23 protein-coding genes and 1 pseudogene are annotated in these 20375 nt (G+C 70.5%); 9 read left to right on the forward strand and 15 right to left on the reverse strand.

Annotation, left to right across the window (positions count from 1 at the left end):
• Nucleotides 1-7: 7 nt before the first annotated feature.
• From AB0J02_RS29145 to mca, 3 genes are read right to left on the reverse strand one after another with little or no spacing between them, the layout of a single operon-like run.
• The gene (locus tag AB0J02_RS29145) at nt 8-592 is read right to left on the reverse strand and encodes a dihydrofolate reductase (RefSeq protein ID WP_363196772.1); all 585 of its coding nucleotides are present in this window, start codon (nt 590-592) and stop codon (nt 8-10) included.
• A 58-nt stretch (nt 593-650) separates the two neighbouring features.
• The gene (locus AB0J02_RS29150) at nt 651-890 is read right to left on the reverse strand and encodes a hypothetical protein (RefSeq protein WP_363196773.1); all 240 of its coding nucleotides are present in this window, start codon (nt 888-890) and stop codon (nt 651-653) included.
• A complete protein-coding gene (mca, locus tag AB0J02_RS29155; RefSeq protein ID WP_363196774.1) occupies nt 883-1764 on the reverse strand; it encodes a mycothiol conjugate amidase Mca in 882 nt (293 codons plus the stop codon). Before mca ends, AB0J02_RS29150 begins: the two co-directional genes overlap by 8 nt.
• Before the next feature lie 130 nt (nt 1765-1894).
• Between mca and AB0J02_RS29160 the strand changes: the two genes are divergently transcribed.
• Entirely contained in the window at nt 1895-2299 is a 405-nt protein-coding gene (locus AB0J02_RS29160; RefSeq protein ID WP_363196775.1) for a DUF4307 domain-containing protein, read from the forward strand.
• A 179-nt stretch (nt 2300-2478) separates the two neighbouring features.
• Complete coding sequence (greA, locus tag AB0J02_RS29165) at nt 2479-2976, forward strand: transcription elongation factor GreA (RefSeq protein WP_363196776.1); 498 nt, start codon at nt 2479-2481, stop codon at nt 2974-2976.
• Nucleotides 2977-3052: 76 nt separating this feature from the next.
• Here the strand turns inward: greA and AB0J02_RS29170 are convergent, their stop codons facing one another.
• The 3 genes from AB0J02_RS29170 to ilvA form a co-directional block, all read right to left on the reverse strand.
• Nucleotides 3053-3910 carry an ABC transporter permease gene (locus AB0J02_RS29170; RefSeq protein WP_363196777.1) on the reverse strand — a complete coding sequence of 286 codons (858 nt, stop codon included), beginning with the start codon at nt 3908-3910 and terminating at the stop codon, nt 3053-3055.
• The gene (locus AB0J02_RS29175; RefSeq protein WP_363196778.1) at nt 3907-4887 is read right to left on the reverse strand and encodes an ATP-binding cassette domain-containing protein; all 981 of its coding nucleotides are present in this window, start codon (nt 4885-4887) and stop codon (nt 3907-3909) included. The genes AB0J02_RS29170 and AB0J02_RS29175 overlap by 4 nt, the downstream gene beginning before the upstream one ends.
• Before the next feature lie 200 nt (nt 4888-5087).
• On the reverse strand, nt 5088-6329 hold the full coding sequence (gene ilvA / locus AB0J02_RS29180) for a threonine ammonia-lyase (RefSeq protein ID WP_363196779.1): 1242 nt from the start codon (nt 6327-6329) through the stop codon (nt 5088-5090).
• Nucleotides 6330-6504: 175 nt separating this feature from the next.
• On the opposite strand from ilvA, the gene AB0J02_RS29185 reads away from it, so the two are divergent.
• The 3 genes from AB0J02_RS29185 (at nt 6505) to AB0J02_RS29195 (ending at nt 7799) form a co-directional block, all read left to right on the forward strand.
• A complete protein-coding gene (locus AB0J02_RS29185) occupies nt 6505-6993 on the forward strand; it encodes a MarR family transcriptional regulator (protein WP_363196920.1) in 489 nt (162 codons plus the stop codon).
• A 75-nt stretch (nt 6994-7068) separates the two neighbouring features.
• Entirely contained in the window at nt 7069-7548 is a 480-nt protein-coding gene (locus AB0J02_RS29190; protein WP_363196780.1) for a sigma factor-like helix-turn-helix DNA-binding protein, read from the forward strand.
• Nucleotides 7545-7799 (forward strand): hypothetical protein, encoded by a 255-nt coding sequence (locus AB0J02_RS29195; RefSeq protein ID WP_363196781.1) that lies wholly within the window; start codon nt 7545-7547, stop codon nt 7797-7799. Before AB0J02_RS29190 ends, AB0J02_RS29195 begins: the two co-directional genes overlap by 4 nt.
• A gap of 22 nt (nt 7800-7821) precedes the next feature.
• On the opposite strand, the gene AB0J02_RS29200 is transcribed toward AB0J02_RS29195, so the two are convergent.
• On the reverse strand, nt 7822-8994 hold the full coding sequence (locus AB0J02_RS29200; RefSeq protein WP_363196782.1) for a cystathionine gamma-synthase: 1173 nt from the start codon (nt 8992-8994) through the stop codon (nt 7822-7824).
• A 56-nt stretch (nt 8995-9050) separates the two neighbouring features.
• Here AB0J02_RS29200 and AB0J02_RS29205 point away from each other — a divergent pair, with 56 nt between their 5' ends.
• Nucleotides 9051-10151, forward strand: a complete 1101-nt coding sequence (locus AB0J02_RS29205; RefSeq protein ID WP_363196783.1) for a hypothetical protein — start codon at nt 9051-9053, stop codon at nt 10149-10151.
• Between the two features lie 57 nt (nt 10152-10208).
• A complete protein-coding gene (locus tag AB0J02_RS29210; protein WP_363196784.1) occupies nt 10209-10823 on the forward strand; it encodes a DUF4291 domain-containing protein in 615 nt (204 codons plus the stop codon).
• Between the two features lie 14 nt (nt 10824-10837).
• On the opposite strand, the gene AB0J02_RS29215 is transcribed toward AB0J02_RS29210, so the two are convergent.
• From AB0J02_RS29215 to AB0J02_RS29230, 4 genes and pseudogenes are all read right to left on the reverse strand, one after another.
• A complete protein-coding gene (locus AB0J02_RS29215; protein WP_363196785.1) occupies nt 10838-11041 on the reverse strand; it encodes a DUF397 domain-containing protein in 204 nt (67 codons plus the stop codon).
• Nucleotides 11013-11312, reverse strand: a pseudogene (locus AB0J02_RS29220) (Scr1 family TA system antitoxin-like transcriptional regulator); the annotation flags it as partial. The pseudogene AB0J02_RS29220 and the gene AB0J02_RS29215, both read right to left, overlap by 29 nt.
• A 31-nt stretch (nt 11313-11343) precedes the next feature.
• Entirely contained in the window at nt 11344-12228 is an 885-nt protein-coding gene (locus tag AB0J02_RS29225) for a hypothetical protein (RefSeq protein ID WP_363196786.1), read from the reverse strand.
• Nucleotides 12229-12262: 34 nt separating this feature from the next.
• Nucleotides 12263-12799, reverse strand: a complete 537-nt coding sequence (locus AB0J02_RS29230; protein ID WP_363196787.1) for a YbhB/YbcL family Raf kinase inhibitor-like protein — start codon at nt 12797-12799, stop codon at nt 12263-12265.
• Nucleotides 12800-12912: 113 nt separating this feature from the next.
• On the opposite strand from AB0J02_RS29230, the gene AB0J02_RS29235 reads away from it, so the two are divergent.
• Nucleotides 12913-13608 carry a GntR family transcriptional regulator gene (locus AB0J02_RS29235; protein ID WP_363196788.1) on the forward strand — a complete coding sequence of 232 codons (696 nt, stop codon included), beginning with the start codon at nt 12913-12915 and terminating at the stop codon, nt 13606-13608.
• Between the two features lie 45 nt (nt 13609-13653).
• On the opposite strand, the gene AB0J02_RS29240 is transcribed toward AB0J02_RS29235, so the two are convergent.
• Complete coding sequence (locus AB0J02_RS29240) at nt 13654-13995, reverse strand: DUF1330 domain-containing protein (protein WP_363196789.1); 342 nt, start codon at nt 13993-13995, stop codon at nt 13654-13656.
• Nucleotides 13996-14106: 111 nt separating this feature from the next.
• Nucleotides 14107-15150: an NAD(P)-dependent alcohol dehydrogenase gene (locus AB0J02_RS29245; RefSeq protein ID WP_363196790.1), complete on the reverse strand. Its 1044-nt coding sequence runs from the start codon at nt 15148-15150 to the stop codon at nt 14107-14109.
• 118 nt (nt 15151-15268) lie between these two features.
• Between AB0J02_RS29245 and AB0J02_RS29250 the strand changes: the two genes are divergently transcribed.
• Nucleotides 15269-16180: a helix-turn-helix transcriptional regulator gene (locus AB0J02_RS29250; protein ID WP_363196791.1), complete on the forward strand. Its 912-nt coding sequence runs from the start codon at nt 15269-15271 to the stop codon at nt 16178-16180.
• Between the two features lie 50 nt (nt 16181-16230).
• Here AB0J02_RS29250 and AB0J02_RS29255 read toward each other — a convergent pair whose 3' ends face one another.
• Together AB0J02_RS29255 and AB0J02_RS29260 are read right to left on the reverse strand one after the other, a co-directional pair.
• Nucleotides 16231-19572, reverse strand: a complete 3342-nt coding sequence (locus tag AB0J02_RS29255) for a S8 family peptidase (RefSeq protein ID WP_363196792.1) — start codon at nt 19570-19572, stop codon at nt 16231-16233.
• Nucleotides 19573-19668: 96 nt separating this feature from the next.
• Nucleotides 19669-20355: an ABC transporter ATP-binding protein gene (locus AB0J02_RS29260; RefSeq protein WP_363196793.1), complete on the reverse strand. Its 687-nt coding sequence runs from the start codon at nt 20353-20355 to the stop codon at nt 19669-19671.
• Nucleotides 20356-20375 lie beyond the last annotated feature (20 nt).

The raw sequence follows: 20375 nt of genomic DNA on the forward strand, positions 1-20375 counted from the left end.
CGTACGGTCACGGCTTCCGGACCCGGTACTGCAGGTGCAGGACCCGGTCTCCCTGGATGACCACGTGCGGGTCTTCGAGGAGCCGCTGGCCGTCGGCCGGGCCGAAGTAACGCTTGCCGGAGCCGAAGAAGACGGGGGCGACGTCCATGGCGACGATGTCGACCAGGCCGAGCGCGAAGGCCTGGCCGCCGATGTCGCCTGCGGTGATCGCCACGGACCGGTCGCCCGCGAGTTCCCTGGCGCGGGCGACGGCCTCGGGCACGTCACCGGCGAAGTGGTAGTGCGTGGCCTCGGGGTGCCAGTCGGCGGGGCGGGGCCGGTGCGAGACCACGACGACGTGCTCGCCGGCCGGCGGCTTCGCGTCCCAGCCGTTCGTGAGGTCGAACAGGCGCCGACCCATGATCGTCACGCCGAGGCCCGCCCACATCGGCAGGGTGTACTCGGCGGACGCCTTGGAGATCCGGAAACCGCCGCCGTCACCGAGCGGCTCGTCACCGTTGCCGTACCAGTCGAACAGCGGTCCGACCTGGTCGTCGGCATCGGCGATGAAGCCGTCCACGGAGACGACCGCGTGCATCAGTACAGGGCTCATACCTGTACGACCGGGCGCGCCCGCGAAACTCATCGCAGGCGCGCTCGCGCGAAGGGCGCTAGGAGCGCTCGGGCGCCTGGCCGGCGTCGGCGCCGACCGGCTCGGCCGGCGTCTTCTCCTTGAAGTCGACCTTGCCCATGTGCCGGTTCATCGACTTCATCAGGCCCCAGACGGCGAGCGCCATCACGGCGAAGACGATGAAGCCGAGCACGCCCGGAGTCACCTTGTTCTCGTCGACCTCCTGCGCGGCAAGAGGGACGAGATGGGTCATTGCCAGATTCGATGTCACATCAGGCATTGTGACGGACGCCCGCGAAGAGGTCGTCCTCGGGGAGGGAGGTATCGACGAGGGACTTCGCCAGCTCGTACTCCTCGGTGGGCCAGACCGACTTCTGGATCTCCATCGGGACGCGGAACCAGCCGCCGTCGGGATCGATCTGCGTGGCGTGCGCGATCAGCGCCTTGTCGCGGATCTCGAAGAAGTCGGCGCACGGAACGTGCGTGGTCAGCGTGCGCTCGACCCGCTCGAACTCGTCCCAGCGCTTGAGCCAGTCCGCGTACGGCGACTCCATGCCCCGCTCGATCATGGCATTGTGCAGCGCTTCGGTGCGCGGCCGGTTGAAGCCCTGGTTGTAGTAGAGCTTGCTCGGCTGGAAGACCGGGCCGAAGTCGGCCTCCGGGTACTTCTCGGCGTCGGCCGCTCCATCGAAGGCCACCATCGAGATCTTGTGGGTCATGATGTGGTCGGGGTGCGGATATCCGCCGTTCTCGTCGTACGTCGTGATGACCTGGGGACGGAAGGACCGGATCTGGCGCACCAGCCGGCCGGCCGCGTAGTCGACGTCCTCCAGCGCGAAGCAGCCCTCGGGAAGCGGCGGCAGCGGGTCGCCCTCGGGCAGTCCGGAGTCGACGAAACCCAGCCAGTCCTGCTTGACGCCGAGGATCTCGCGGGCCTCCTCCATCTCCTTCCTGCGTACTTCGTGGATGTGCTCCTCGATGTACTTGTCGCCCTGGAGCTTCGGGTTGAGGATGGAGCCGCGCTCGCCTCCCGTGCAGGTCACGACATGCACGTCCACCCCCTCGGACACGTACTTGGCCATCGTGGCCGCGCCCTTCGACGACTCGTCGTCGGGGTGGGCGTGAACGGCCATCAGTCGCAGCTGCTCAGTCAAGACAAGATCCTCGGTGAATTAAGGCGCCCTGGTGTGATTCGGCGCAATGGGCGCTTCTATAGTGACCGAACCGGGGGGCGGAAAATTCCGGTGCCCGGATGTTGGCGGGCGAGGCGAGAGGAACTGGCCGATGAGCGCCGTGCAGCAGCTGCCGGAGGGCCGCTACGGATCATCGCGCTCGGCCGATGCCCGCGCGGACCGGAAGCTGAAAATCGCCGCGATCGTGCTCGGCGCGCTCTTCGCCGCGATGATGTGCTGGTTCGGCTGGTACTACGTGGTGGGCAACAAGTTCAGCGGCGAGGTCATCGCCTTCAAGCCGTACGCCGACAACGTCAAGGTCCATCTGGAGATCCGCAAGGACACCGGTGCGAGCGGCTACTGCACGATCCGTTCGCAGGACGCCGTCGGCGCCGAGGTGGGCCGCGCCGACTTCCGCTTCGACCAGCACGAGGACCGGATCGACAAGGTCGTCACGCTGCGCACGACGGGCGGCAAGGGCACGACCGCGGAGCTCGTCGGCTGCCACGCCGACTGACTCGCCCGGCTGCACACCGGTCGCTCGGCGCTGACCAGCGTCGACGTAAAACTGATGCCTTATGTCCTCCCCCTTCGACCGCGGAATTGTTAGGCTCGTGGTTTCGCCCACCCGTGAGGGAACATCCTTCTGGGTAGGGCGATGCTTTGTATTCCCCCAGTACCTACGAGGAGCGACCTGTGACCCAGACCAGCGAAGACGTCACCTGGCTGACGCAGGAGGCGCACACCAAGCTCAGGGACGAGCTGGCGTACCTGTCTGGTCCCGCGCGCGAGGAAATCACCGCGAAGATCGCGGCGGCGCGTGAGGAGGGCGACCTGCGGGAGAACGGCGGGTACCACGCGGCCAAGGAGGAGCAGGGCAAGCAGGAGCTCCGCATCCGCCAGCTGACCCAGCTCCTGGAGAAGGCCAAGGTCGGTGAGGCGCCCGCTGCGACCGGGGTCGTCGCGCCGGGCATGGTCGTCACGATCGCTTTCGACGGCGACGAGGACGACACCATGAGCTTCCTGCTCGCCTCCCGCGAGTACGCGAGCTCCGAGATCGAGACGTACTCGCCGCAGTCGCCGCTGGGCACGGGCGTGAACGGCAAGAAGGTCGGTGAGGACGCCGAGTACGAGCTGCCGAACGGCAAGTTCGCCTCGGTCAAGGTCCTCACGGCGGTGCCGTACAGCGGCTGACGTCATCCGTGCACGCGACGAGGCCCCCGGAGCGGTTGCTCCGGGGGCCTCGTCGTGTGCCGGGCCGTCCGGCCGGTCAGGCCGTCGCGTTGCGGTACTTGCGGACCGCGAGGGTGCGGAAGACCACGATGATCAGGACGGACCAGAGCAGCGAGGCCCACACCGGGTGCTGCATGGGCCAGGCCTGGGACTGTGAGACGCCCGGGTTGCCGAAGAGCACACGGCACGCCTGCACGGTCGCGCTGAACGGGTTCCAGTCGGCGACGTGCCGCAGCCAGGGCGTCATCATGCCGGTGTCCACGAACGCGTTCGAGATGAACGTCACCGGGAACAGCCAGATGATCCCGCCCGAGGTGGCCGCCTCGGGGGTGCGGACGGACAGGCCGATCAGCGCGCCGATCCAGGTGAACGCGTAGCCGAGGAGGAGCAGCAGGGCGAAGCCGCCGAGGATCCGGCCGGCGTTGGTCGGGTCCGCCGAGCCGGTGCGCCAGCCCACGAGCAGGGCGACGATCGCGAGGACGAGCAGCGTGATGGACGTCTGCACGAGGTCGGCGACGGTGCGGCCGGTCAGGACCGCGCCCCGGCTCATGGGCAGCGAGCGGAAGCGGTCGACGAGCCCCTTCTGCATGTCGTCGGCGATGCCCGCGGCGGAGCCCGCCGTGGCGAAGGTGACCGTCTGGGCGAAGATGCCCGCCATCAGGAAGTTCTTGTAGACGTCGGGGTCGGTGGAGCCCCCGACGCTCATGGAACCGCCGAAGACGTACGTGAAGAGGACGACGAACATCACCGGCTGGATGACCCCGAAGAGGATCATCTCCGGGATGCGTGTCATCCGGATCAGGTTGCGCTTGGCGACGACCAGGGAGTCCCGGACGGACTGGCCGAGGCCGCCCGCCGCGCGCGGTGCGCGCACGGAGTCGGTGACGGTGCTCATGCGCTGGCCTCCTCGGCCTGGTCCGACTCCTGCGACTCTTCCGCGAGGTGGCCGGTGAGGGAGATGAACACGTCGTCCAGGGTGGGGCGGCGCAGGCCGATGTCGTCGATCTCGATGCCGCGGGCGTCCAGCTCGCGGATCACCTCGGCGAGCAGCTTGGCGCCGCCGGTGACCGGGACGGTCACCTTGCGGGTGTGCTGCTCGACGGTGGCCTCGCCCTTGCCGAAGCCGGCCAGGATGCCGTGGGCGGTGTCGATGTGCTCGCGCTCGTGCACGACGACCTCGACGCGCTCGCCGCCGGTCTGGGCCTTGAGCTGGTCGGAGGTGCCGCGGGCGATGACGCGGCCGTGGTCGACGACGCAGATGTCGTGCGCCAGGTGGTCGGCCTCTTCCAGGTACTGGGTGGTCAGCAGCAGCGTCGTGCCGCCGGCCACCAACTCCTGGATGATCTGCCACAGTTGCTGCCGGTTGCGCGGGTCGAGGCCGGTGGTCGGCTCGTCCATGAACATGACGGGCGGCGAGACGACGAGTGCGGCCGCGAGGTCGAGGCGGCGGCGCATGCCGCCGGAGTACGTCTTGGAGGGGCGGTCGGCGGCGTCCGCGAGGTTGAACCGCTCCAGCAGTTCGGCCGCCCTGGCCTTCGCCGCTCTGGCCCTCATCTGGTAGAGCTGGCCGACCATCTGCAGGTTCTCGCGGCCCGTCAGGTACTCGTCGACCGCGGCGAACTGGCCGGAGAGACCGATCGAGCGGCGCACCTCGTTCGGATGCTTGCGTACGTCGATGCCCGCGACGACCGCTTTGCCGCTGTCCGGCGTCAGCAGGGTCGTCAGGCAGCGCACCGCCGTGGTCTTGCCCGCTCCGTTCGGCCCGAGCAGGCCCAGGACGGTGCCTTCTGGTACGTCCAGATCGACCCCGTCCAGAGCTCGTACGTCGCCGAAGGTCTTGACCAGACCTTCGGCATAGATGGCGCCTGGCATTGGTTCCCCCGTGGTTGGTGAGTGACCGGTCTACCGAGGTGGTGCCTACACGTGGAGCTTATGTGAAGAAAGTCTAGATTTGCCGGGATGGAGATGCCCGGTGAGAGCGTGAAGTCGCCCACAGTATCGCGATGTATCGCGTCTCCTCAACTGATTTTTCGTCAGTCGCGTCGGCCGATGCCCGAGCGATCAGTGCGCGGTCAGTCGATGACCGTGTAGCCCGCACTCCGCAGCGCCGCGCCGACCTCGGCACAGTGTGCGGGGCCCTTCGTCTCCAGGTGCAGCTCCACCTCCACCTCCGTGAGCCCGAGCCGCGGATCGGTCCGCACGTGGCTCACGTCGAGGACGTTAGCGTCGGCCACTGACAACACCCCGAGGATCGAGGCCAGGGCGCCGGGGCGGTCGGTCAGCCGCAGGCGCAGCGAGAGGTAGCGGCCCGCCGCGGCCATGCCGTGGGTGAGGACGCGCTGCATGAGCAGCGGGTCGACGTTGCCCCCGGAGAGCAGCGCCACCACCGGGCCCTCGAAGGCGCCCGGGTCGCTCAGCAGCGCCGCCACGGGGCTCGCGCCCGCCGGTTCGACGACCAGCTTGGCGCGCTCCAGGCACAGCAGCAGCGCGCTCGACAGAGCGTCCTCCGACACCGTGCGGACCTCGTCGACCAGGCCGCGGACGAGCTGGAAGGGGACGTCGCCGGGCCGCCCCACCTTGATGCCGTCGGCCATGGTCGCCGGGTGCGGCACGGAGACGGGCCGGCCCGCCTCCAGCGAGGGCGGGTACGCGGCCGCGCCCTCCGCCTGGACGCCGATCACCCGCACGTCGGGCCGTACCGCCTTCACGGCGACGGCGATGCCCGCCGCGAGACCGCCGCCGCCGATGCCCACGACGATGGTGCGGACCTCCGGGCACTGCTCCAGGATCTCCAGGCCGAGCGTGCCCTGGCCCGCGACGATGTCCGGATGGTCGAAGGGGTGGATGAAGACGGCGCCGGTCTCCTCCGCGTACTCCTGCGCCGCGGCGAGGGTTTCGTCGACCACCTGCCCGTGCAGCCGCACCTCGGCGCCGTAGTCCCGGGTCGCGGCGACCTTCGGCAGGGGCGCGCCGACCGGCATGAACACCGTGGAGCGCACGCCCAGGAGTGAGGAGGCGAGGGCCACGCCCTGCGCGTGGTTGCCCGCGCTCGCGGCGACGACTCCTGCGGCCCGCTCCTCGGGCAGCAGCCCGGCGATGCGTACGTACGCGCCGCGCAGCTTGAAGGACCCGGTCCGCTGGAGGTTCTCGCACTTGAGGTGGACGGGCGTGCCGAGCAGCTGCGAGAGGTGGTGGCTGTGGGCCATGGCCGTCAACCGCGCCACCCCGGAGAGCATCTTCTGGGCGCCGCGTACGTCGTCGAGGGTCACGGCGGGCAGAGGGTGCGGCAAGGAGTCAGACGCGTTGTAGCTCATGACCGAAGTCTTGCAGCTCACGGCGCACCTCTCTCGGGATGTTCACGCTCCGAGACCGGATTGCGCAGCGCAGGTACGGCCAGCGCTTTCGCCGCGTACCCTGTGCCCCAATCCAGTGCAATCCACCACCCACGCATGAAGTGAGCCCCCGGCCATGCCCACACCACAGGAAACGATGGACATGATGACCGCCGGCGACACCGGCCTCCTCGAAACGCTGCAGCACGAGGTGGCGGTCTTCGCCCGCCGCGCCGAACAGACCCGGCTCGGCGGGGTCGGGCAGGTGCGCAATTCGATGGACCGCGCCGCCTATCTCCTGCTCAACCGCCTCGACAAGGAAGGCCCGATGGGCGTCAAGGCGCTCGCGTCGAGCATGGGGATCGACTCCTCCACGGTGACCCGCCAGGTCGCCCCGCTCGTCGACACGGGCCTTGTGAAGCGCACCTCCCACCCGGAGGACGGCCGCGCCGTCGTGCTCCAGCTGTCGCCGCGCGGTCTGTCGCGCCTCGACGAGGTGCGTTCGTCCCGGCGAGAGCTGATGGCCCAGTTGACGGAGGAGTGGGAACCGGAGGAGCGCGAGCAGTTCTGCGCGCTCCTCACACGCTTCAACACCGCGCTGTCCGCACGCCAGTCGGGCCAGCCGGCGCCCCCCGCCGACTCCTGAGCCTCCTGGCCCCCGGGCCCACCGCCGCGGCTCCCGCCTCTTGACCAGGGGGTCGCGGCGGGCCTCATATGAAGCGTGTGCGAACGGCAGGCGTCCAGGAACGCCCGCCGGGCCCGGGAGTTCGAGGCGTTCGTCGCGGGCGCGGCAGGGCGGCTGCTGCATGCCGCGACCCTGCTCACCGCCGAATCGCACGACGACAACCCGCGCGCGCGAAAGCTGCTCACGGTCGCCCTCAGCCGTACGTACTCCTCCTGGGACCGTCTTCGGGGTGAGGATCCCTACGACTGTGCCCGCAAGGAACTGGGCGTCCGCTTCGCGCGCGGGGCCTGGCACCGGCACCGCGGGCACGGCGGCGTGCTGGGGCATCTGACCCCGCAGGAGCGGCTCGTCCTCGTACTGCGGCTGTTCGAGGGCATCGGCGAGGAGCAGGTGGCGGCGCTGCTCGGGCTGCCGCTGAACCGCGTACAGGCGCTGCACGCGCGCGCGATGGCCCTCGTCCTGCATCCGCCGCGCGGCCCGGCGCCCGCCGAGCTGCCCGGGACGGCACCGGCATGAGCCTGCGGGAGCGCGAGGAGGCGACGGTCCGCGCGGTGCTCGATGCCGCGCCGCCGCCGACCGTGCCGACGGAGCTGTGTGCGGAGGCGATGCGCCGGGGCGGCCGTGCGCTGCGGCGCCGGCGGATCGCGCGCCGCGCCGCGTGGCTCGTGCTGTGCGCGGCGGTGGTGGCGTTCGTGGTGTGGGCGACGATGGCGCGCCCGTGGGTGGAGCCGCCCGCGAAGACGACCCCACCCCTGACCGGCTGGTGAACTCCCTTACCAGTAACGGGAGTTACTTGTTGTCGAGCGCCTGCTGGAGGTCGGCGAGCAGGTCGTCGACGGACTCGATGCCCACGGAGAGGCGGACGAGGTCGGCGGGCACTTCGAGGGCCGAGCCCGCGACGGAGGCGTGCGTCATGCGGCCCGGGTGCTCGATGAGGGACTCGACGCCGCCCAGGGACTCGCCGAGCGTGAAGAGCTTGGCGCGGTTGCAGACCTCGACCGCCGCCTCCTCGCCGCCTTCCACCTGGAACGACACCATGCCGCCGAACGCCTTCATCTGCTTGGCGGCGATCTCGTGGCCGGGGTGCCCGGGCAGGCCCGGGTAGAGGACCTTGGTGACGCGCGGGTGGCGGGAGAGCATCTCGGCGACGCGGGTGGCGTTCTCGCTGTGCCGGTCCATGCGCACGGGCAGCGTCTTGATGCCGCGCAGGACGAGCCAGGCGTCGAACGGTCCGGCGACCGCGCCCATGGCGTTCTGGTGGTACGCCAGCTCGTCGGCGAGCCCCTGGTCGTTGACGATCAGCGCGCCGCCGACGACGTCCGAGTGGCCGCCCATGTACTTCGTCAGCGAGTGCACGACGATGTCGGCGCCGAGCGCGAGGGGCTGCTGCAGGTACGGGCTGGCGAAGGTGTTGTCGACGACGAGCCGGGCGCCCGCCTCGCGGGCCACCTGGGCGACGGCGGCGATGTCGGTGATGCCGAGCAGCGGGTTCGAGGGCGTCTCGACCCAGACGGCCTTGGTCTTCGGGGTGATCGCGGCGCGCACCGAGTCGACGTCACTCGTATCGGCGACGGACCACTCCACGCCCCACCGCGAGGCGACCTTGTCGAAGAGGCGGAACGTGCCGCCGTACGCGTCGTTCGGGATGACCACGTGGTCGCCGGGGCTCAGCAGCGCCCGCAGCAGGCAGTCCTCGGCGGCGAGCCCGGAGGCGAAGGCGAGGCCGCGGCGCCCGCCTTCGAGTGCGGCCAGGTTCTCTTCCAGGGCGGTGCGTGTCGGGTTGGCGCTGCGGCTGTACTCGTAGCCGCCGCGCAGGCCGCCCACGCCGTCCTGTTTGTACGTGGAGACCTGGTAGATCGGCGGGACGACGGCGCCGGTGGCCGGGTCGGCCGTGTTCCCGGCGTGGATGGCGGTCGTCTCGAACCCGCGGGGGGCGCCGTTTTGGCTGTGGGTGTCGCTCATGTGCCCCGAGAATAGTGGGCCGCGGTCCTCGCGCCGCCTCGGTTAACTTTGAAGGTATGGGAATTCTCTGGGTCCTGATGGCCGTGCTGATGATCGCCTGGGTGGTGATGCTGCGGCGGCGCGGCGGCGGTGGCGGTATCCGTCAGGTCGCCCCGGGATCGCCCGACGCCGCGGATCCGGCGGACTACGGCTTCGTACGGCAGGAGGAGCTGGACGTCCGGCTGCCGGGCCCCGACCAGGACCTCCTGAACGTGATGGCCGTCGTACAGCGCAATCAAGATTTCACGGCCGCTTCGCAATTGCTCGCCGGCACCGGCAAGGAGACCGAGACCAGGTGGGAGCGGGTACAGGCGATCGCGGGGGCCGCCGCCATCGAGCTGCAGCAGACGCCGCGCCTTGGCGCCGGGTGGCTGCACGCGTGGCGCTCGCAGCAACCCAAGGACGCGGGCGGGGCGCAGGTCTTCGCCGAGTTCCTGGTGCAGCAGGCCTGGCGCAACGGCGGCACCCCGGACGAGCAGCGGATCATCCTGGAGGAGGCGCGGGGCGCCTGCGAACAGGCCGCTCTCCTCGCCCCCGGTGACCCGGTCCCCCACATCACGCACCTCGCGGTCGCGCGCGGCCTCGGCTACGCGCGCCCCGAGTTCGAGCAGCTGTGGCTGAAGATCCTGGACACCGCCCCCGGGCACATGGGCGCGCATCTCGCGGGCCTGCGCTACTGGACGGAGAAGTGGCACGGCTCGCGCGAGGAGGCGTTCGCGTTCGCCGAGGCGGCCGCGGCACGCGCCCCGCGCGGTTCGCTGCTCGCCGCCCTCCCCCTCTTCGCCCTGTACGAGCACATGCCCGACCTCAACCTCGTCCGCAACTTCTACGAGAGCGAGGTCGTGACGAAGGCGCTGCACGGCGCCCTCTTCGCGGTGAGCGCGGCCCGCCCCGACGACCCGATGCTCTCCCACGTACGCCACCTGCTGGTGTTCTTCCTCGTCCGCGGCGAGCGCTGGGCCGAGGCGATGCAGCAACTGCTGCGCGTCGACGGGCATGTGGGCGCCATTCCGTGGACGGCGGAGGAGGACCCGGCGTCGTCGTACGCGGTGTACCGGGCGCTGGCGGTTGCGGGGTACGAGGCGAATGGGGGGTCGCCGGCGAGTTTGCGGGCCTGAGCGCCGCCGGGCTTATTCGGTGGCGGTCCCCCGCCCCGGGCGACCACGCTGTCAGCCATGAACGCGACATCCCCGCACGTCCGTCACGAGATCCGGGCCCGGTACACGGAGTCGACCGTCACGGTCTATCAGGCGTACCCACCGGAGATCGGTCTGCCTGCGGCACGCGACGGCCGTTTCCCGGCCGGTTGGAAGCGGGACCGGATGACGTGGATCAAGCCGTCGTTCCTGTGGATGATGTACCGCTGCGGCTGGGCCACGAAGCCCGGCCAGGAGGTCGTACTCGCCCTGGAAATCGACCGGTCGGGCTTCGAGTGGGCGCTGCGGCATGCGTGTCTGTCGAGCTATGAGTCCGGGGTGCACGCCGATCAGGCCGCCTGGAAGCGGGAGTTGAGGCAGGCGCCCGCGCGGGTGCAGTGGGACCCGGAGCGCGATCTGCGGCTTCAGCCACTACTACACCGCTCACTCCAACTCGGCCTGTCCGGGGAGGCGGTGCGGCTGTACGCGGACGAGTGGCTGGCCTCCGTCACGGATGTCACGCCGGTCGCGCGGAAGGTGCGGGAGCTGGTGGCCGCGGGCGATGACGAGTCCGCGGCCGGGCTGGTTCCGGCGGAGCGGGCGTATCCGGGGCAGGAGCGGTTGGCAACGCGTTTGGTGGCGACGCCGAGCTGATGCCCCGGACGCGCTCAGCGTGCGCGCACCTCTGCGATGAACGCGGACCAGGTTGTATCGGCGACCACAATGATGCCGCCGGCGGGGTTCTTGGAATCACGGACCGGGACGATTCCCGGGGTGCCTTCGGCGACCTCGACGCAGTTCCCGCCGTCGCCATTGCTGTAGCTGCTCTTGAACCAGAGCGCGTCACCCAAGTCGGTCCGGCTGCTTGCCATTTCGGGATTCCTCTGCCGCTGCCTCGATCATGGCCAGGGACACGTCCGGTGCCTGCGCGACGGCCCTGAGCCGATCGTATGCCTTTCGATACTGCTTCACGAGAGCCGGATCGTCCGTGGTGTTGCCGCTGTACGAAGCCTCCGTGTAGACGAGCGGAGGCGCGTCATCGAAGGCCATGAGCACGATGGACGCAGCCATGAGGGGGTGCGGCCCGCTCCTCCGCAAAACAATTTGCGGAACGATCCGGCGGCGGCCTGCCAGCTCCGCGATGTCCCTCTCGTCCGCCCCTATTGCCGCGGGCTCAAGCCGAACCAGCGCCCTGAAACGTCCCCGCCGCGGCGAACGCCTCGGCGATCGGCGCGATGAGCGACGCGAAGCGGTGGGCGCCCGCGGTGCCGATCGGGGCCCACAGCGCGGCGCAGCGCTCGTCCGTCTCCACCTCGATCCGCTCGCGCGCCGCGCTGCCCGCGCCGGTGAGCCTGGAGTCGGCGTCGAGCCAGCCGCGCGCGACAAGGCGAGCCGTCGCCTCGCCCCACTCCTCGTCGTCCCATTGGCGGGTCGCCCGTACGAGAGCTGTCGGGAGGGCGCCCGTCGCGGTGTGCAGGACCAGGCAGTCGCACGGCCCGAGGCCGTTGCCGGCGAGCACGACGAGATGCGCGTCGCCGCGCCACTCGCGGGCCACCGTGATCTGCTGCCACAGCGCGACGAGCGGATCGGACGGAAGCGCGACGGACGCGTTCGCGGCGGCCAGCACCTTGCCCGCGTAGTCGGCGCGGGCGACGACCGGGTCTATCAGCGAGCGCGCCTCGGCGAGTTGGCCGGCCGGGATGTGCACGCCGACACGTCGCATCGCCCGTCCGGCGGCCAGGAAGCGGGCGGCCTGCCACCGCTCGGGCGGCGCGGCGTCCCACACGCCCGCCATGGCCCGGACCGCCCGAGGGCTGAAGTTGTAGAAGGCCGCGAGCGTGACCTGCCACGGAACCGCGCCCATCGCGGCCGACCGGAACGCCAGGTACGCCGGTCCGCGGTCGGTCACGCCGAACTCGGCCGCCTCCTGGGCGCCTTCGGGGGCGAGGTAGATGGGCAGGTGGGCCGCGCTGATGGCACGGCTGACTTCTCGGACGGCGTTCAGGTCCGTAGAGCCGTCGTCGGGGCGAATGGAGGCGGGGAGGTCGTCGAGGTGCATCGTGGTTGGTTCTCCCGGGAGTTGGGCGGCGCCGTCAGGCTGAGGTCTCGGCGGTGGCGATCAGCACCGCGCGGCCGAGGGTGTGGCCGGCCATGGTGAAGCCGAGGACGGCCGGGGTGGCGTCGGCCGGTACGCCGATGGAGGCGACGTCGAGGGCGTGCACCACGACGAAGTAGCGGTGCGGGCCGTGTCCGGCGGGCGGGGCGGCGCCTATGTAGCGGGCGGCGCGGGCGTCGTTGGGCAGTTGGTGGGCGCCGTCGGGCAGCTCGGTGCCCGTGTCGTCCCCCGCGCCCTCGGGCAGTTCGGTGACGGTGGCGGGGATGTCGGCGACCGCCCAGTGCCAGAACCCGGAGCCGGTGGGGGCATCGGGGTCGTAGACGGTGACGGCGTAGCTCTTGGTGCCGTCCGGGGCGCCGCTCCAGGACAGCTGCGGGGAGCTGTCCCGCCCGCCGGGCAGGCCGGAGGCGTGCTGCGCGGGCGGCCAGGCGGCCCCGTCGGTGACGGTGGTGCTGGTGACGGTGAAGGACGCGGCCTCGGGGAGGCGGGCGAAGGGGTTGTTGGCGGCGTTCACGCGTTGTCCTTTCAGGGCTGTGCACTGAGGGCGGTGTGCGGTTGGCCCGCCCACCACACAATCGACCGTAACACCAATAATCGATTATCCCGAGAATCGTCTACGCTGAGGTCATGACCGACACGCCGCCTCACAGCCCGGCCCCCTCCGGAAAGCAGATGCTCTCCGAGCAGGTCCACGCACACCTGCGGGACGCGATCATGCGCGGCGGCTTCGCCCCGGGTGATGCCCTCAAACCGCAGGACCTCGCCAGGGAACAGGGCGTCAGCCTGGCCGTCACGCGGGAGGCGCTCGTGCGGCTGGTCGGTGAGGGGCTCGCCGACCGGCTGCCCAACCGCGGATTCGCGGTCCCGTCCTTCTCCGACCGCCGCTGGCAGGAGATCGCGGAGGCCCGCCGGACCATCGAACCGGTGGTTCTGCGCATGTCCGTCGAGCGCGGCGACGTCGACTGGGAGGCCCGCGTGCGGGCGGCCCACCATCGCCTGGCGCGCACCCCCGCGTTCGTGCCGGAGGAGGGCGAGTACTACACCGCCGCTTGGGCCGAGGCCCACCGGATCTTCCACCGCACACTGCTGGAAGGGTGCGGCAACCTCGCCCTGCTGGACACCTTCGACCGTCTGTGGACCGCGAGCGAGCTGACCCGCCGCTGGTCCGCCCACCGCGACCCCGACCGGGACGGCGCGAAGGAACACCACATGCTGGAGGAGGCGGCGCTGGCCCGCGACGCCGACACCGCGGCCGCGGTACTGGTCCGGCACCTCACCCTGACCGCCGCCGCGCTGAGCGACGACCCGGGTCGGGCCGGCTGAGCCCGCGCCCGTACCCGTACCCGTACAGAACGTGCGGTCGGGTCCTTACGACGCGGCGCGCATCGCCGCCGCCGTGCGCGCCGCGTCGTAGTCGGCCGGCACACCCTCCAGGAAGATCATCTCGCCGGGGATGTGGTCCGTGCGCAGCGGCAGGATCTCCTGATAGGCGGGGGACGCGTACCAGTCGTGGGCGTGGGCGAGGTCGGGGAACTCGACCATGACCAGGTCACCGAACGGCTCGCCCTCCACCCACTCACTCTTCTTGCCGTGCGAGAGGAAGCGGCCACCGAACGGCGCGAACGTGCCCTGCACCCGCTCGATGTATTCCAGGACGTCGGGGTGCAACGGGGCCGTGGGACGCAGTACGGCTATGGCGTAGGCGGTCATGGAGAAGCCCTCCTCGGGTCCGGCGGGATACGCGGTGCGTTCGCTCGCTGTGGCTGCGCACGTGATCCTGCCGGAGCCCGGGGAGGGCGTCGATTACCTACCGGGTCATGCTCAGATCGTGGCCGCGTCGATCACGAAGCGGTAGCGCACGTCCGAGTTGAGGACGCGCTCGTACGCCTCGTTGACCTGGCTGGCCTCGATCAGCTCGATCTCGGCGCCCAGACCGTGCTCGGCGCAGAAGTCGAGCATCTCCTGGGTCTCGGCGATGCCGCCGATCATCGAGCCGGCGAGGGTCTTGTTGCCGCCGATGAGGGAGAACAGGTTGAGGGAGATCGGCTCCTCGGGGGCGCCGACGTTCACCAGGGCGCCGCCCGTCTTGAGCAGGCCCAGGTACGCGCCGAAGTCGACCTGCGCCGACACCGTGGACAGGATGATGTCGAAGGAGCCCGCGAGCTCCTCGAACGTCTTCGGGTCGCTGGTCGCGTAGTAGTGGTCCGCGCCCAGCTTCAGGCCGTCGTCCTTCTTGCGCAGCGACTGCGACAGGACGGTGACCTCCGCGCCGAGGGCGTGCGCGATCTTGACACCCATGTGGCCGAGACCGCCGAGACCGACCACGGCGACCTTCTTGCCGGGGCCCGCGCCCCAGTGCTTGAGCGGGGAGTAGGTGGTGATGCCGGCGCAGAGCAGCGGGGCCGCCACGTCGAGGGCGACGCCCTCGGGGATGCCGACGGTGAAGGCCTCGTCGACGACGACCTTCTGCGCGTAGCCGCCGTAGGTGGGCTCGCCGTCCTTGCCGATGGCGTTGTACGTGCCGACGTTCCCGCGGACGCAGTGCTGCTCCTGGCCGCTGAGGCAGGGCTCGCACTCGCGGCAGGAGTCGACCATGCAGCCGACGCCGACGCGGTCGCCGACCTTGAACTTCGTCACACCGGGGCCGACCTCGGAGACGACACCAGCGATCTCGTGGCCGGGGACCATCGGGAAGATGGCCTCGCCCCAGCCCTCGCGGGCCTGGTGGATGTCGGAGTGGCAGATGCCGGCGAACTTGATGTCGATGAGTACGTCGTGCTCGCCGACCGTGCGGCGCTCGATGGTGGTGCGCTCCAGCGGGGCCTTGGCGCTGGGTGCGGCGTATGCGGCAACAGTCGTAGTCATGGTCCCCAGCGTGCCTGCTCCGATCGCATTCACCCAGGTCACCGCTTTGCGTACGTCCAATGGTCCTACTACTGACGGGGTCAGGCTCGGAGGCGTAAGTCGGGGAATACTCGATGTCATGGACGCCATGGACGACAACCCGGCCCAGTCCGACGGTCTCGACCAGCGGGCCGAGCTCAGTGAGTTCCTGCGCACCCGGCGGGCCCGGCTCAAGCCGGAGGACGTGGGGGTCTCCTCGCACGGGCGGCACCGGCGGGTGCCCGGGCTGCGGCGTGAGGAGCTGGCGCAGCTGGCCGGGGTCTCGGTGGCGTACTACACGCGTCTGGAGCAGGGCAACGGGCGCAATGTGTCGGCGGAGGTGCTCGACGCGATCGCGCGCGCCCTGCGGCTGAGCGACGCCGAGCAGACGCATCTGACCCGCCTCGCCAAGCCGAGGCAGCAGCGCAGGAAGAACCGGGTGCCGCGGCGGCAGACGGTGCGGACGGGGCTGCGGCAGCTGCTCGACTCGATGGAGGGCGTGCCCGCGTACGTGGGCGGGGCACGGTCGGAGATCCTCGCGTGGAACCGGATGGCGGCGGCGCTCTTCGGCGACTGGGGGAAGCTCGCGCCGGCCGAGCGCAACTGGGCGCGGCTGACGTTCCTCGACCCGGGCTACCGGGACCTGTTCCGCGACTGGGACTCCAAGGCCTCCGACATGGTCAGCTATCTGCGGCTGTACGCGGGCCAGCACCCGGACGACCCGGCGCTGTCGGCGCTCGTCGGTGAACTCTCCGTCAAGAGCGAGGAGTTCAGGCGACTGTGGGCCACGCACGACGTCAAGGAGAAGGGGCACGGCGTGAAGCGGATGCGGCATCCGCTGGTCGGCGAGCTGACCCTGTCCTACGAGACGCTGCACCTGCCGGACGACGACGAGCAGTACCTGTGCGTGTACCACGCGGAGCCCGCCTCACCGGCCGCGGACGCCCTGCGGCTGCTGGCCAGCTGGGGCACGGACGCGGTTCCTTCCGAGGACGCCCCGCTGACGGAGTGACCCGCCCCGGCCGTGAGCCGGAGCGGGTCACCCGCGATATCAGCCTGCGCCTACTTGCCGTAGTACGCGTTGTAGACCGAGATCGTCGACAGGTTGCCCTTCTTGTCGGTGATCTTGGCGTGGAAGGAGACCGCCTTGCCCTTGGCGGGGTTCTTGACGGAGATCTTCCCGTTCTTGACGGTCACCTTCTTCCAGGTCGTCCCGTAGTCGTACGAGACGTACACGGCAAGGGACTTGAGGTTGCTGCCCGCTGCCGCGCCCTGCACCGTGACCGGGACCGACTGGGTCTTGCCGGCGGTCACCTTGCTGTCCAGGCCGACGGCCGCGGCGAAGCGGATGCCGGAGGCCGGGAGCCTGGTGGTGTCGGCCGTCTTCTTCGAGCGGAACGACCAGCTGGCGTTGACCTTGGTGGTGGCGGTCCCGATCTTCGCGCTGCGCTTGACCGAGGTGGTCAGCTTGTACGCGGCGTCGCCCGCGGGCACCTTGAACGTCTTCTCCCCGTACAGCGGGTCGTCGTTGCTGCCGACCTTGGTGCCGTTGCGGTAGAGCGTCGTGACGGCCGAGGAGTACACGGAGTAGCCCGCGTGCGTCTTGCCGTCGGCGTACACCGGCAGCGAGCCGTAGATCGCGTTGCCGTCGCGGTACAGACCGTACGTGCCTCCGATACGCGGCCCGACGACAGCCGTGTTGAAGGTCTTCTCGTACGCCTGCCCGGCCTTGAACGTCTGCGGGGTGCCCAGCGTGTACCCGGCCTCCGTGGTCGGCCAGCCGTCGCTGTCCTCCGGGCCGTTCTGCTCGAACTGCATGCCCCACTTCACCTTGTCACCCGTGGTCAGGTGGAAGGTACGGGTACCGGGCAGCTTCTGCGGGATCGCGACGGACCAGCCGCCGCCGTAGCCGGGCAGCTCGCCCAGCACACTGAGGGAACCGGTCTTGTCCGCGGCGGACGCGCCGAGGCCGCCCTTGACCGTGGCCAGCTCGGACGCCTTGTAGTGCTTGGTGTAGCCCGTGGGGAAGTTCTTCACCGGGCCACCGGAGAACACGTCGTACTCCTCCGTCGCGCCCTTGCGCAGCACCGCGCTCCACAGATGGGACATCGTGACGCCCGTCGGCGCCGGACCGACCTGCGCCGTACGGAAGTTGGCGTACGAGTCGAGGAGCCAGCCGGTGGACATACCCGAGTCGGCCGTCTCCACCGTGAAGTCCGGTGCGGCCAGGACGCCTTCGAGACCGGTGGCCGGCAGGGTGATGTCGACCGGTTTGGTGGTACGGGCGTCCAGCGTGACCGTGCTGTTCTTGGTGACGCTCAGCTTCGGCTGGACGAGCCAGTCGGCGCCCTTGGAGAAGTCGTCGGGGTCGACGACCAGGGCCTCGTTGAGGACGTAACTCCCCTTCGGGACACGGACCTTGGCCGTGCCCGAGCCGTCGTCGGGGACGCCCACGTAGTCGAGGCCCGAGCCCTCGGTCAGCGGGAAGAGGCTCGTGTCGAAGCCCTTGGCCGGCTTCCCGTCCCGCCCGATGTGCTTCAGCGTCACGTCGTACGACTCGATCTCGCGCTGCACCGCGGCGCCCGTGCGCACCGACTGGCCGCCGCCCGTCGCCGTCACGTACGCGGAGTAGGCGCCGTCGACGGTGCCGCCGAGCCTGGTGTTCGCGGTCAGGTCGACGGAGGCGGTGCCGCCCGCCGGGACGGTGACCTTCGTGGCGCCCAGCGTGAAGAAGCCGGCCGGGGCGGCCTGCCCCTTCGGGTCGGTGGCGGAGACCGCGAGGTCGAGGGTGACGTCGGCGGTGCCGGTGTTGCGGTACGTCACCTTCTTGGTGATCGCCGGGTCGTCGGTGTGCGGCCACTGCGCGAGTCCGAAGCTCACCGAGACGGGCTCGGCGAACACGGTCTGCGTGATGGCCTTGTCGACCTGGATGCGGCCGCTGCCCTGCTCGAACGGGTTGAGCCCCGCGGTGCCCTTCGTGGAGCCGACGAGCGCGCCCTTGAGCTCCTGGTACGTCCAGTCGGGGTGCTGCTGCTTGAGGATCGCGGCGGCGCCCGCGACGTGCGGTGTCGCCATCGACGTACCGGAGATCGTGAGGTACCCGTCGGGGTTCTGGCCGACCTCCTTGTCGATGACGCTGCCGGGGGCCGCGGCGGCCGTGATGTCGACGCCCGGCGCGGTCACGTCCGGCTTGATCGCGCCGTCGCCGACGCGCGGCCCGGTCGACGAGAAGTCGGCGAGGTTGTCCTGGTCGTCGACGGCGCCGACGGTGAGCGCCGCGTCGGCGCTGCCGGGCGAGCCGACGGAATGCGGGCCGTCGTTGCCCGCGGCGATGGCGAAGAGGACGCCCTTCTCCGCCGAGAGCTTGTTCACCTCGGCTTCCAGCGGGTCGATCTCCGGGCTGTCGCCGCCGCCGAGGCTGAGGTTGACGACGTCGGCGCCCTGCGCGGCCGCCCACTCCATGCCGGCCAGGATGCCGGAGTCGTCGCCGAAGCCGCTGTCGTCGAGGACCTTGCCGCTGATGAGCTCGGCGCCCGGGGCGACGCCCTTGAACTTGCCGCCGGACTTGGCACCGGTGCCGGCCGCGATGGACGCGACGTGCGTACCGTGCCCGAAGTGGTCGGTGGCGTCGGCGGCGGCCGAGAAGTTCTTCGCCTCGACGACCTGGTCCTTCAGGTCGGGGTGCGTGGCGTCGACGCCCGTGTCCAGGACGGCGATCTTGACGCCCTTGCCGTCGTACCCGGCGGCCCAGGCCTTGGGCGCGCCGATCTGCGGCACCGACTTGTCGAGGCTGGCCCGGCGGATCCCGTCGAGCCAGACGCGGCTGACGCCGGAGGCCGTGGCGCCCTTGCCGTTCGTCACCGCGTCCCACAGCTCGGCCGCGTCGCCCTTGGGCGTGGTGACCGCGTCGGCGTTGAGCGTCTTGAGCGCGCGGCGGACCTTGGTGCCACCGGCGTCGCGCACCTCGGCCCTGGCGGCGGTGGCGGCGCCCTTGTAGCCGACGATGACCCGCAGGTCGTTCTTGCGCGCCGTGCGGTACGACGCCTTGGACAGCTCCGTGACGTCGAAGAGACGCTGGTCGAGCTTGCCCGAGGCGACGAGCCGCTGCGCGTCGAGGGGCACCACGTAGGTGTGCCCGTCGACTATTCGCTTCTGTACGGGTATGTGGGCCCGCCCCTCGGCCCGCTGCAGCCCGACGGGCTTGCCCTTCGCGTCGAGCGCGACCCGGTCACCGGTGATGAGCGTGACGTACCTCTTGGCCGCGGTGTCCTTCGCGAGCCGCGCGGAGCCGGCCGGCGCGGCGGCACCGGCCGGGACGGTCAGCCCCGCGGCCAGCGCGACGGCCGCGGCCCCGGCGACGACGACCGCAGCACGGCGCGGTCCGCTATGTAGATATCTGTGCAACTTTCCCCCTGGCGAAGGTAGTTCACGCATGGGGGGATCGCAGGTGACCCCCCGCATGAAGAGGTCACAGGGGGCCCACAGGTTGCTTCGGACGGGTCAGCGCGCGCCGCTGTTCTCCTTCACGGAGATCCGGCCCTTGCGGATCGTCGCGACGCGCGGCGCCTTCCGGGCGATCGCCGAGTCGTGGGTGACCATGATGAACGTCAGCCCGTGTTCCTTCCACTGGGCTTCGAGTACGTCCATGATCTCGTCCCGCATGGACTCGTCGAGGTTGCCCGTGGGCTCGTCGGCGAGCAGCACCTTCGGGTTCTTCACCAACGCCCGCGCGATGGCTACGCGTTGCTGCTGGCCGCCGGACATCTCGGAGGGCAGATGCGTGAGGCGCTCACCGAGGCCGACGGACTTCAGCGCCTCGGCGGCCCGCTCGCGCCGCTCGGCACCCTTCAGGCCGAGCGGCACGAGGGCGGTCTCGACGTTCTCCTGCGCGGTCAGCGTCGGGATGAGGTTGAAGGACTGGAAGACGAACCCGATGGACTCGGCGCGGACCTTGGTGAGCCGGGCCTCGGGCAGCTTGGCCAGGTCGGTGCCGTCGAGGACGACGCTGCCCGCGGTGGGCCGGTCGAGGCCGCCGAGCATCTGCAGCAGCGTCGACTTGCCGCCGCCCGTGGGGCCCTGGATGACGAGCCGGTCGCCGTCGCCGATGGTCAGGTCGACGCCCGCGAGCGCGTCGACGGTGTCCTTGGCCCGCCGGTACTGCTTGGTGACGCCTCTGAGTTCATACATGGTGCAACTCCTGCGATACG

Origin of the sequence: Streptomyces sp. NPDC050264, from assembly GCF_040655895.1 — a bacterium.
In the GTDB taxonomy this organism is placed as follows: Bacteria; Actinomycetota; Actinomycetes; order Streptomycetales; family Streptomycetaceae; genus Streptomyces.

What these genes read in the sequence shown, in the direction of transcription:
- AB0J02_RS29145 (WP_363196772.1), bottom strand. Translation starts at nt 592, where the DNA reads ATGAGCCCTGTACTGATGCACGCGGTCGTCTCCGTGGACGGCTTCATC.
- AB0J02_RS29150 (WP_363196773.1), bottom strand. Translation starts at nt 890, where the DNA reads ATGCCTGATGTGACATCGAATCTGGCAATGACCCATCTCGTCCCTCTT.
- AB0J02_RS29160 (WP_363196775.1), top strand. Translation starts at nt 1,895, where the DNA reads ATGAGCGCCGTGCAGCAGCTGCCGGAGGGCCGCTACGGATCATCGCGC.
- AB0J02_RS29170 (WP_363196777.1), bottom strand. Translation starts at nt 3,910, where the DNA reads ATGAGCACCGTCACCGACTCCGTGCGCGCACCGCGCGCGGCGGGCGGC.
- AB0J02_RS29175 (WP_363196778.1), bottom strand. Translation starts at nt 4,887, where the DNA reads ATGCCAGGCGCCATCTATGCCGAAGGTCTGGTCAAGACCTTCGGCGAC.
- ilvA (WP_363196779.1), bottom strand. Translation starts at nt 6,329, where the DNA reads ATGAGCTACAACGCGTCTGACTCCTTGCCGCACCCTCTGCCCGCCGTG.
- AB0J02_RS29185 (WP_363196920.1), top strand. Translation starts at nt 6,505, where the DNA reads ATGGACATGATGACCGCCGGCGACACCGGCCTCCTCGAAACGCTGCAG.
- AB0J02_RS29195 (WP_363196781.1), top strand. Translation starts at nt 7,545, where the DNA reads ATGAGCCTGCGGGAGCGCGAGGAGGCGACGGTCCGCGCGGTGCTCGAT.
- AB0J02_RS29200 (WP_363196782.1), bottom strand. Translation starts at nt 8,994, where the DNA reads ATGAGCGACACCCACAGCCAAAACGGCGCCCCCCGCGGGTTCGAGACG.
- AB0J02_RS29205 (WP_363196783.1), top strand. Translation starts at nt 9,051, where the DNA reads ATGGGAATTCTCTGGGTCCTGATGGCCGTGCTGATGATCGCCTGGGTG.
- AB0J02_RS29210 (WP_363196784.1), top strand. Translation starts at nt 10,209, where the DNA reads ATGAACGCGACATCCCCGCACGTCCGTCACGAGATCCGGGCCCGGTAC.
- AB0J02_RS29215 (WP_363196785.1), bottom strand. Translation starts at nt 11,041, where the DNA reads ATGGCAAGCAGCCGGACCGACTTGGGTGACGCGCTCTGGTTCAAGAGC.
- AB0J02_RS29225 (WP_363196786.1), bottom strand. Translation starts at nt 12,228, where the DNA reads ATGCACCTCGACGACCTCCCCGCCTCCATTCGCCCCGACGACGGCTCT.
- AB0J02_RS29235 (WP_363196788.1), top strand. Translation starts at nt 12,913, where the DNA reads ATGACCGACACGCCGCCTCACAGCCCGGCCCCCTCCGGAAAGCAGATG.
- AB0J02_RS29240 (WP_363196789.1), bottom strand. Translation starts at nt 13,995, where the DNA reads ATGACCGCCTACGCCATAGCCGTACTGCGTCCCACGGCCCCGTTGCAC.
- AB0J02_RS29245 (WP_363196790.1), bottom strand. Translation starts at nt 15,150, where the DNA reads ATGACTACGACTGTTGCCGCATACGCCGCACCCAGCGCCAAGGCCCCG.
- AB0J02_RS29250 (WP_363196791.1), top strand. Translation starts at nt 15,269, where the DNA reads ATGGACGCCATGGACGACAACCCGGCCCAGTCCGACGGTCTCGACCAG.
- AB0J02_RS29260 (WP_363196793.1), bottom strand. Translation starts at nt 20,355, where the DNA reads ATGTATGAACTCAGAGGCGTCACCAAGCAGTACCGGCGGGCCAAGGAC.